This window comes from Actinomadura meridiana (assembly GCF_039537545.1).
Taxonomy (GTDB): domain Bacteria; phylum Actinomycetota; class Actinomycetes; order Streptosporangiales; family Streptosporangiaceae; genus Spirillospora; species Spirillospora meridiana.
Map to the genome: position 1 here is coordinate 65,858 of NZ_BAABAS010000007.1, position 9,696 is coordinate 75,553.

8 protein-coding genes are annotated in these 9,696 nt (G+C 71.5%); all 8 read left to right on the plus strand.

Going from position 1 to position 9,696, the window contains the following annotated elements; translation table 11 throughout:
• The first annotated feature begins 72 nt into the window (after positions 1-72).
• The 8 genes from ABD808_RS18230 to ABD808_RS18265 are packed head-to-tail and all read left to right on the plus strand — an operon-like array spanning position 73 to position 9,285.
• Positions 73-951 (plus strand): ABC transporter permease, encoded by an 879-nt coding sequence (locus ABD808_RS18230; RefSeq protein WP_344898138.1) that lies wholly within the window; start codon positions 73-75, stop codon positions 949-951.
• Positions 948-1,805: an ABC transporter permease gene (locus ABD808_RS18235; RefSeq protein WP_344898140.1), complete on the plus strand. Its 858-nt coding sequence runs from the start codon at positions 948-950 to the stop codon at positions 1,803-1,805. Before ABD808_RS18230 ends, ABD808_RS18235 begins: the two co-directional genes overlap by 4 nt.
• On the plus strand, positions 1,802-2,947 hold the full coding sequence (locus ABD808_RS18240) for an ABC transporter ATP-binding protein (protein WP_344898142.1): 1,146 nt from the start codon (positions 1,802-1,804) through the stop codon (positions 2,945-2,947). The genes ABD808_RS18235 and ABD808_RS18240 overlap by 4 nt, the downstream gene beginning before the upstream one ends.
• Complete coding sequence (locus ABD808_RS18245) at positions 2,937-5,102, plus strand: acetate--CoA ligase family protein (RefSeq protein ID WP_344898144.1); 2,166 nt, start codon at positions 2,937-2,939, stop codon at positions 5,100-5,102. Before ABD808_RS18240 ends, ABD808_RS18245 begins: the two co-directional genes overlap by 11 nt.
• Before the next feature lie 12 nt (positions 5,103-5,114).
• Positions 5,115-5,993, plus strand: coding sequence for an enoyl-CoA hydratase/isomerase family protein (locus ABD808_RS18250; protein WP_344898146.1), 879 nt, complete (start codon positions 5,115-5,117; stop codon positions 5,991-5,993).
• Positions 5,994-6,007: 14 nt separating this feature from the next.
• A complete protein-coding gene (gene hutU, locus ABD808_RS18255; protein WP_344898148.1) occupies positions 6,008-7,726 on the plus strand; it encodes a urocanate hydratase in 1,719 nt (572 codons plus the stop codon).
• Positions 7,708-8,868 carry a CaiB/BaiF CoA transferase family protein gene (locus tag ABD808_RS18260; RefSeq protein ID WP_344898150.1) on the plus strand — a complete coding sequence of 387 codons (1,161 nt, stop codon included), beginning with the start codon at positions 7,708-7,710 and terminating at the stop codon, positions 8,866-8,868. The genes hutU and ABD808_RS18260 overlap by 19 nt, the downstream gene beginning before the upstream one ends.
• A gap of 54 nt (positions 8,869-8,922) precedes the next feature.
• The gene (locus ABD808_RS18265; RefSeq protein WP_344898152.1) at positions 8,923-9,285 is read left to right on the plus strand and encodes an SDR family oxidoreductase; all 363 of its coding nucleotides are present in this window, start codon (positions 8,923-8,925) and stop codon (positions 9,283-9,285) included.
• The last annotated feature ends 411 nt before the right edge of the window (positions 9,286-9,696 follow it).

Sequence of the window (9,696 nt, forward strand, 5' to 3'; positions counted from 1 at the left end):
GGGTTCCACCGGCACGCCCGCCCGCGACGAGCGCGGAACTAGCACGGTGGGAGATGAGCAGGAGATGAGCGCATGCCCCGGATAAGGCGCCGACCACGGAACAAGGGTTGGCAGTCGACGTTCTCCGGCCCGGTCGGGCTGGCGCTGATCGCGCCGTTCCTCGCCGTCGCCGTGGTGTTCATCGGCTACCCGTTCGTCGAGTTGCTGCGGACGGCGTTCGGCGAGCCGAACGGCCTCGGCAACGTCGGCGACTTCTTCGACAGCCCGGCGGCGCGGAAGACGCTGTGGACGACCTGTTTCACCTCGCTGATCGTCACGGTGATCGTCGTGGTGGTCGGCGCCGTGCTGGCCTGGTCGCTGCGCACCACCAGGAGCCGGTTGGTCCGGATGGTGATCGCGATGGCCGTGTTCATGCCGCTGTGGATGGGCGCGGTGATGAAGATCTACGCCTTCACCGTCCTGTTCGAGCGGTTCGGAGTCGTCAACCGGACTCTGACCTGGCTGGGCGTCATCGACGAGCCCATGCAACTGCTGCGCACCCAGTTCGCGGTGGTGGCCGGGATGACGTACCAGATGCTGCCCTACGCGGTACTGCCGATGTACGCGGTGTACGTGACCATCGACCTGAACCTGATCCAGGCGTCGGAGAGCATGGGCGCGTCCCGGATCCGGGCGCTGCGGGACGTCGTCGCGCCACTGGCCCTGCCCGGCCTGCTGGCCTCCACGGTGATCGTCTACGTGATCTGCATCGGCTACTACCTGACGCCGGTGCTGCTCGGCGGCGCGACGGCCCCGTTCACCGCGAGCCTCATCGCCGACGACATCTTCAACCTGTTCGACCCGGCGCAGGCGGCGGTGGCCTCGGTGCTGCTGCTGGTCGTCGCGGGCCTGGTCATCCTCATCGGATGGCGCCTGGTCGGCAAGGAGCGGATGCGGAGGGCCCTCGGATGACGACCGACACCCTGAACACGTCCGTCCCGCCCGAGACGGCTCGGCGGGCCGTGCCCAACACGGTGGGACGCCGCGTCCTCGCCCATGGCGCGCGGGTGACCGACCTCGTCGTGCGCGTGGCGGCGGTGCTCTTCCTCGGCGTGCCGATCCTGTGCGTCGTCGTGCTGTCGTTCTCCAACGCCAAGGTGCTCCAGTTCCCGCCGAAGGAGTGGGGCCTGCGCCAGTACCGGTCGTTCTTCGGCTCGGACGTCTGGATCGACGCGATGCTGCTGTCGTTCAAGCTGGCCATCGTGTCGGCGGCGATCGCGCTGCTCATCGGCATCCCGGCGGTGTTCGCGCTGCACCGGTCGCGGCTGCCGCTGAAGGGGCTGCTCCAGGCCATCGGCCTGAGCCCGCTGGTGATCCCGGGCGTCGCGTACGCGGTCGCGCTGTACACGCTGTTCGTGCAGTTCAGGCTGACCAGCAACCTCGCGGCGCTGGTGCTGACGTACGCGGTGCACGGGCTGCCGTTCGTCCTGCTGATCCTCGGGTCGGCGATGGCGCGGCTGCCCGCCGAGACCGAGCTGGTCGCGATGACGCTGGGCGCGTCCCGGCCGCGCGCCATGGTCGGGATCACGCTGCGGCAGCTGCTGCCCGCGATCGGCGCGTCCTACATCTTCGCGTTCATCACCGCGTTCGACGAGGCCGTGCTGATCAACTTCCTCGGCGGACCGGGGACCGTGACGCTCCCGAAGGCCATCTTCGACAACGTCAAGACCGGACTGGATCCCAACATCACCGCGATCGCGACCCTGCTCATGGCGGGCACCGGAGTCGTCGGCTCGCTCGCATTCATGCTGCGGAGGAAGGTATGAACGTCAGGGCACGCAAGGAGCCGCGGCAGCAGGCCGCGGCTCGGCCCGACCCCGCTTCCGGAACGGCCGCACCGGCGGGCCTGGAACTGCGCGGGCTGATCAAACGGTTCGGCGGCACCGAGGCGCTGCGCGGCATCGACCTGGTCGCCGACCGGGGCAACTTCGTCACCGTCCTCGGCCCGAGCGGCTCGGGCAAGACCACGATCCTGCGGGTCGTGGCGGGCTTCCTCGCGGCCGACCTGGGCGAGGTGCTCATCGACGGCCGCGACGTCACCCGGATGCCCCCGGCCGCGCGCGAGATCGGGATGGTGTTCCAGAACTACGCGCTGTTCCCGCACATGACCGCCGCCGACAACATCGCCTACGGCCTGAAGATGCGCCGCTGGCCGAAGGCCGACCGGGACCGCCGGGTGGCCGAGATGCTGACCCTCGTCGGCCTGGACGAGCTGGGCGGACGCCTGCCGCGCGAGCTGTCCGGCGGGCAGCAACAGCGGGTGGCGGTCGCGCGGGCGCTGGCGTTCCGACCTCAGCTCCTGCTGATGGACGAGCCGCTCGGCGCCCTCGACCGCGAGCTGCGCATGCGGATGGCCGTGGAGCTGCGCCGCCTGCACCAGGAGGCCGCCGCGACGACCGTCTACGTCACCCACGACCGGGAGGAGGCGCTGACCCTCTCCGACTGGATCGTCATCATGCACGACGGCCGCATCGACGCGGTCGGCACCGCCGAGGAGCTGTACACCCGTCCGCGCACCGGCTTCGTCGCGAGCTTCTTCGGCGGGCACAACGTCGCCGAGGCGACCATGGTGGGGCTCACCGGCGACCGGGCCCGCGCCCGGTTCGCGGGCTGCGACATGGAGGTCGCGTGCGGGCAGCCGTTGGAACGTGCCGAACGGGTCGGCCTCAGCATCCCCGAGGAGGCGCTGAGCCTGGAACCGGCCGGGGCGGCACCCGCCCGCCTTGAGCTGCACGTCCTGGACGACCTGTACCTGGGCAACGGGGTGCGCGTCACCGTGCGCACCGACGACGGCGTGACGCTGCGCGCCATCCTGCCGAGGGACGCCCGCGAGGCGATCCGGCACGGCGGCACCGTGACCGCCTACCTCGACACGACGCTGGTGGCGGCGGTGCCCCATGACCGGTGATCAGGACCGGACGTACCGCCAGCCCGCGCTGCACGACCTGCTGAACCCGAAGAGCATCGTGATCGTCGGGTTGTCGGCGCGCGCCGGGTCGACGGGCCGCCGGATCCTGGAGAACCTGCGGCGGTCGGACTTCGTCGGCGCGGTCTACGGCGTGCACCCGAGCGGGCGGAACGTTGAGTCGGTCGCGGTGTATCCGTCGCTGGCCGACGTGCCGGACACCCCGGCGGTCGCGCTGATCTGCACGCCCGGCGACACCGTGCCGGGGCTGGTCGAGCAGGCCGGGGAGAAGGGGTGCCGGGGCGTGGTCGTCTACGCCTCCGGGTTCGAGGAGACCTCGGACGGCGCGGCGCGGGCCGACCGTTTGCGCGAACTGGCGGGCCGGTACGGCATGAGCGTGGTCGGGCCGAACTGCCTGGGCGTGTTCAACCCGGGGCGCGAACTGTGGCTGGCCGGTACCGACTTCGGTGCGGACCTGCGTCCCGGGCCGGTCGCCGTGGTGTCGCAGTCGGGGTCGGGGTGCATTCTGCTCGCGGGCTCCGGACGGCTCGGGTTCTCCTACGTCATTTCGAGTGGCAACGAGACCGTGACAGGGCTGGCCGACTATCTGGACTATCTCGTCCAGGACTCTTCCACCCGGGCGGTCGGGCTCGTCATCGAGGGGCTCCGGGACGCCGACGCCGTCAGGGACGCGGTCCGGAAAGGGCACGAGAACGGCGTCGCGGTCGTGGCGTTGAAGGTCGGGCGGACGGAGTTGGGTGCGCGCAACGTCGCGTCCCACACCGGAGCCATCGCCGGGGACGCGCGGGCCTACGAGGCGTTCTGCCGCCGGGCCGGGATCGTGCCGGTCACCGACTTCGACGAGCTGACCGAGGCGCTGGCCGCGCTGTCCACCCTGCGCGACCTGCCGAGCGGAGACCGCGTCGCGTTCGTGGGCCTGTCCGGCGGCGAGATCGGGCTGGTCGCCGACGCCGCCGGTGCGGTGCGGCTCGCGGACCTGTCGCCGGGCACCCGGGACGAGATCGCGCGGATCCTGCCGGACTTCGCCACCGTCGCGAACCCGCTCGACGGCACCGGCCAGTTGGTCGGCGATCCCGAGCGGTTCGGGCGGCTCGCGGCGGCCCTGGCCGATGATCCCGGGGTCGATCTGCTCACCGTCGTCCTGGACGCGCCGCCCGCGCTCGGCGGACGGCTCGCCACGTCCTACACCCGCCTGCTGGCGACGCTGCCGGGCGTCCGGGAGCGGAGCGGCACGCCGATCATGGTGCTGTCGAACTACGGCGGCGGGCTGCACCCGTTCGCCGCCGGGGCGCTGGCGGGCTCCGACATCCCCGTCGTGCACGGCACCCGCGCGGGAATGGCCGCGATCACGGCCGTGACGTCGGTCGCGACGCACGCCCACGTCCCGCGCGAGGACGAATCCCGGCCGGACGTGACGTCGGCGCAGTCCGTACGGCGAGCGCTGGACGAGGCACCGGCAGGGCAGGTCCCGCACGACGTGCTGGCGGAACTGGCCGAGGAGTACGGGCTGCCGCTGCCGCGCCGGGCCGCCGCCGCGTCCGCCGCCCGCGCCGTCGCGGCGGCCGAGTCGATCGGCTTCCCCGTGGTGCTCAAGACCGCGTCACCACGGGTGGTGCACAAGAGCGACGTTGGCGGCGTCGCGGTCGGGTTGTCCACGCCGTCGCAGGTGCGGGACGCCTACACGGCCGTCACGGCGTCGGTGGAACGTCACCTCGGCGAGCCGTCCCCGCGCGTCGTGGTGGAGGAGATGGTCACCGGCGGCGTGGAGGCGTTCGTCGGATGCGGGCTCGACCCCGTGTTCGGCCAGGTCCTGGCCCTCGGCGTCGGCGGGACGCTGGTCGAACTCCAACCCGACCCGGCCCTGGCGCTGCCACCGGTGTCGCCGGACGACGTTCGCACGCTGGTGGACGCCACGCCGCTCGCGCGCCTGTTCGCCGGGTATCGCGGCTCCCCGCCCGCTGACGCCGACGCCTTCGCCGACCTCGTCCAGCGGGTCGCGCGGCTGGCCGCCGACCTGCGCGAGGCGGCGGTGGAGATCGACCTGAACCCGGTCGCCGTGCTCCCGCGAGGGCAGGGCGTGCGGGTGCTCGACCTGCGGATCGTCCCCGCCGACGTCCCCGAACCACAGAAACGTTAGGAACGCTCCATAGTGGACTACGAAACGATCCTGTACGAGGTGGACGACGCCGTCGCCACCCTCACCCTCAACCGGCCGGACGTCATGAACGCCTTGTCGGCGGACATGGAACGGGAACTGCACGACGCCCTGCGCCGCGCCGGGTCCGACCCGGGAGTGCGCGCGGTCGTCCTGACGGGTGCCGGACGGGCCTTCTGCTCCGGCTACGACATGGGCGCCGTCGAGGGCGGCAACGCGCCCGACCAGGCGGACCGCTATCCGGCGGACGTCATCGCCACCTGGTACGAGCGCAACCAGGACGAACTCGAACACCTCCGCGACATCTGGAGCCTGTCCAAGCCGGTGATCGCGGCGGTGAACGGATGGTGCATGGGCGGCGGCTTCTGGTACGCCCTGGCCAGCGACATCACGATCGCCTCCACCGGCGCGGTCTTCGCCCAGCCCGAGGTGCGGATGACGTCCAGCTCCATCTTCCTGTTCGCGGCGCTGTGCGGATGGAAGAACGCCAACCGCTACGCCCTGACCGGCGACCACTTCGACGCCGCCGAGGCGCTGCGCATCGGCGTCGTCAACGAGGTCGTCGAGCCCGACGATCTGCTGCCCGCCGCGCGTCGCCTCGGTCGTCGCATCGCGCTCGTCCCGGAGGCGTCGGTGCGGCTGAACAAGGCGATCGCCATGCAGGGCCTGCGCGCGGCCGGGATCGACAGCGGACTGCTGCTGAACGGCGCGCTCAACGCGCTGGCCCACTCGTCCTACGGGCCGGAACGCGAACGGCTCAACGCGGCGAAGGCGGAGGGCGGGCTGCGGGCGTTCCTCAACGCCCGCGACGAGCCGTTCAGGCCCGAGCCGTTCGGGCCGAAGTCCGCGAAACCAGACGACGGCACCAAGTGAGCGGGGGAGATCCGATGGCGGACGAAACGGAGCCGAAGGTTGGCAGGGCGGGGGCGCGGCCTGTCCGGGCGCCCCACGGCACGGAGCTGACCTGCCGGGGCTGGGCGCAGGAGGCGGCGCTGCGGCTCCTCATGAACAACCTGGATCCCGACGTCGCGGAACGTCCCGACGACCTGGTCGTCTACGGCGGCAACGGCCGGGCCGCGCGGTCCTGGGCGGACTTCGACGCGATCGTCGCCACGCTGCGGCGGCTGGACGACGACGAGACGATGCTCGTCCAGTCGGGCCGTCCGGTGGCGGTGTTCCGCACGCACGAGTGGGCGCCCCGGGTGCTGATCTCCAACGCGATGATCGTCCCGGAGTGGGCGACGCTGGAGGAGTTCCGCCGCCTGGAGGACGCCGGGCTGACGATGTTCGGCCAGATGACCGCCGGGTCGTGGGCCTACATCGGGTCGCAGGGCATCCTCCAGAGCACCTACGAGACCTTCTCGGCCGTCGCGGCGAAACGCTTCGGCGGGACGCTCGCCGGGACGCTGACCGTCACCGCCGGGCTCGGCGGGATGGGCGGCGCGCAGCCCCTCGCGATCGCCATGAACGGCGGCGCGGCCCTGTGCCTGGAGGTCGACCAGGCGAAGATCACCAGACGGATGCGGCTCGGGTATCTCGACGTCCAGGCCCAGGATCTCGACCACGCTCTGTCCCTGGTGCTGGCGGCGCGGGACGAGCGCCGGGCCCTGTCGGTCGGGCTGCTCGCCAACGCCGCCGAGGCCCTGCCCGAGATCGTCGCCCGGGACGTGCCCGTCGACATCGCCACCGACCAGACCTCGGCGCACGACCCGCTGCTGTACGCCGTCCCCGACCTGTCGCCGGAGGACGCCGCGGACCTGCGCGTCCACGACCCGAAGACGTACGTGATGCACGCCCGCACGAGCATGGCCGACCACGTGAAGGCGCTCTGCGAGCTGCTCGACCGGGGCACCGAGGTGTTCGAGTACGGCAACGGGATCCGCGTGGAGGCCGACCTCGGCGGATTCAAACGGGCCATGGACTTCCCCGGCTTCATCTCCGCCTACATCCGCCCGCTGTTCTGCGAGGCGAAGGGGCACTGCCGCTGGATCGCGCTGTCCGGCGACCCGGCCGACATCGCCGTGATCGACGCCGCGATGCTGGAGGAGTTCGTCGACAACGAGTCGGTCACCCGGTGGCTGCGGCTCGCCGCGCGGCACGTCCGCGTGCAGGGCCTGCCCGCGCGCACCTGCATGCTCGGCTACGGCGAACGTGCCCGCGCGAGCAGGATCATCAACGACCTCGTCCGGGACGGGAAGGTGCGGGCCCCGGTCGCGGTCGGCCGCGAGCATCTCGACTCCGGTTCGGTCGCGTCCCCCTACCGGGAGACCGAGGGCATGCTGGACGGCAGCGACGCCATCGCCGACTGGCCGGTGCTCAACGCGCTGCTCAACGCCTCCAGCGGCGCGACCTGGGTGGGCGTGCAGCACGGCGGCGGCACCGGGATCGGCCGGTCCGTCCACACCGGGATGGTGGTGATCGCCGACGGGACGCCCCTCGCCGCGCTGCGCCTCGACCGGGTGATGACCAACGACCCCGGCAGCGGCGTCGTCCGGCACGCCGACGCCGGATACCAGCGGGCCGTCGAGTTCGCCGCGGAGCAGGGCATCCGCATGCCGAGCCTGGACGCCGCGACGGAGGAGGAGTCATGGACGACGCGCCCCTGAGCGGCATCCGCGTCCTGGAGTTCGGCCACTACATCGCCGGACCGTTCTGCAGCCAGATCCTGGCCGACCAGGGCGCCGACGTGATCAAGGTGGAGCCGCCGGAGGGCGACGCCAGCCGGGGCACCGAGACCCTGTCGTACAACGACGTCTACTTCCACGCGCTGAACCGCAACAAGCGCAGCGTCATGCTCGACCTGAAGTCGGACGGCGGCCAGGAGGCCCTCGTCACCCTGCTCCGCACGGCCGACGTGCTGGTCACCAACTACGCGGTCGGTATCCCGGAACGCCTCGGCTTCGGCTATGCACAGGTCAGGGAGATCAACCCGCGCCTCGTCTACGTCCACGTGAGCGGGTTCGGCAACGACAGCCCGTACGCCAAGCGCCCGGCGTTCGACGGCATCATCCAGGCGATGTCGGGCCTGGTGCACCTGACCGGCGAACCGGACGGCATGCCGATGCAGGCGGGCCTGTTCGTCCCCGACCACGTCACCGGCCTCTACGCGGCGCTCGCCGCGATGTTCGGGCTCAGCCGTCGCGAGGGCACCGGCGAGGGCTCGTTCACCGACCTGAGCATGCTCGACAGCATGATGTCGCTGCTCGGCCCCTGCCTGGCCGAGGCGCTCCAACTCGGCGTGAGCCCCATGCGGGTGGGCAGCAAGGTCCGGCGCTCCTACGCGGGCACCTACACGGCGTCCGACGGTTACGTGTATCTCGCGCCAATGACCCTGCGCATGTGGACGGCCCTGACCAACGTCGTCGAAGCCCCACAACTACTGCCGTACTTCACCGACCCGGACACCGACATCCGCCTGGACCACCGCGACGAACTCGACCGCGTCATCGAGAAATGGACCCGCGCTCACCCCGTGGCCGACATCGTCGCGCGGCTGGGCGAGGTCGGCGTACCGTGCAGCCCGATCTTCACCGTGGACGCCCTGGCCGTCGACCCGCACGTCCAGCACCGGGGAATGGTCCGGTCGATCCCCCTGGAGAGCGGCCCCGGCGAGGTCTTCGTGCCGGGCTCCCCCCTCCCGGTGATCGACACCGCCTACTCCGCCGGACCACCCTCCGTCGGCCAGCACACCGGCGAGATCCTCGGCACCGACCCCGTCCCGGCCGACCTCGCGTCCCAGCCCGACTAGCCCTCAGGCCAGGCATTCATGGCCTGGTCGGCGACCTTGACAAGATCCTGCTCGGTGGCGCCGTCCCTGGCCTGCTGCGACATCCCCCTGGATGACAGTGCCGACAAAGCGGGCCAGGGCGCGGACATCCGTCGCCGCGGGCAACTCACCCCGGTCACGCGCCGCCTCCAGCCGCGCCTCGAAGTCGCGGAGGTTGGCGGCGCGGATGCCCCGCAGGAAGGTCGCGATCCCGGCGTCCTGCGGGGCGACTGGCTGCGCGGAAACCCCGAGGCCGAGGCCCACGCCGCCGCGCTGCACGCGCTGGGCCGCGTCGGACGCCCCGACGACATCTCCGGCGTCGTGGCCTTCCTCGCCTCCGACGACGCCCGCTGGATGACGGGCCGTGTCGTCGACGTCAGCGGCGGCGCGGCCCTGTGACCCTTGACCGAACCCCCGAAATCGGCAGGACGATCACCGATACGCGGCCCCGGCTGATTTCACGTCCCGTTCCACATTCATTGGCAGTCACTCCATGGATTCCCTGATTCCTTTCGCGATCCCGAGCCCGGTCTCCGGCCCCGAATTCATTTGCCAAAGGCCGAGTACGACCTGGTGGACAACCTGACTCCGCTCTTGAACTCTCCGGCGGTGAACGAACGAGCGTCGGGTCGTGCGGGGCCACCCCAGATCGGGCCCGCCGTGCCCGATCTGGGGTCACACGGCGCTGTGGCAGCCGGGGGCCCGCCTCGGCCGTGGTCTCCACGGAGGCCCCGATCCTGATCAGGTGGTACGCCGAAATCCGTAATCGGGCGGGGGTCGTCCGTGCCCCCGAATTGGAACGGACCATAA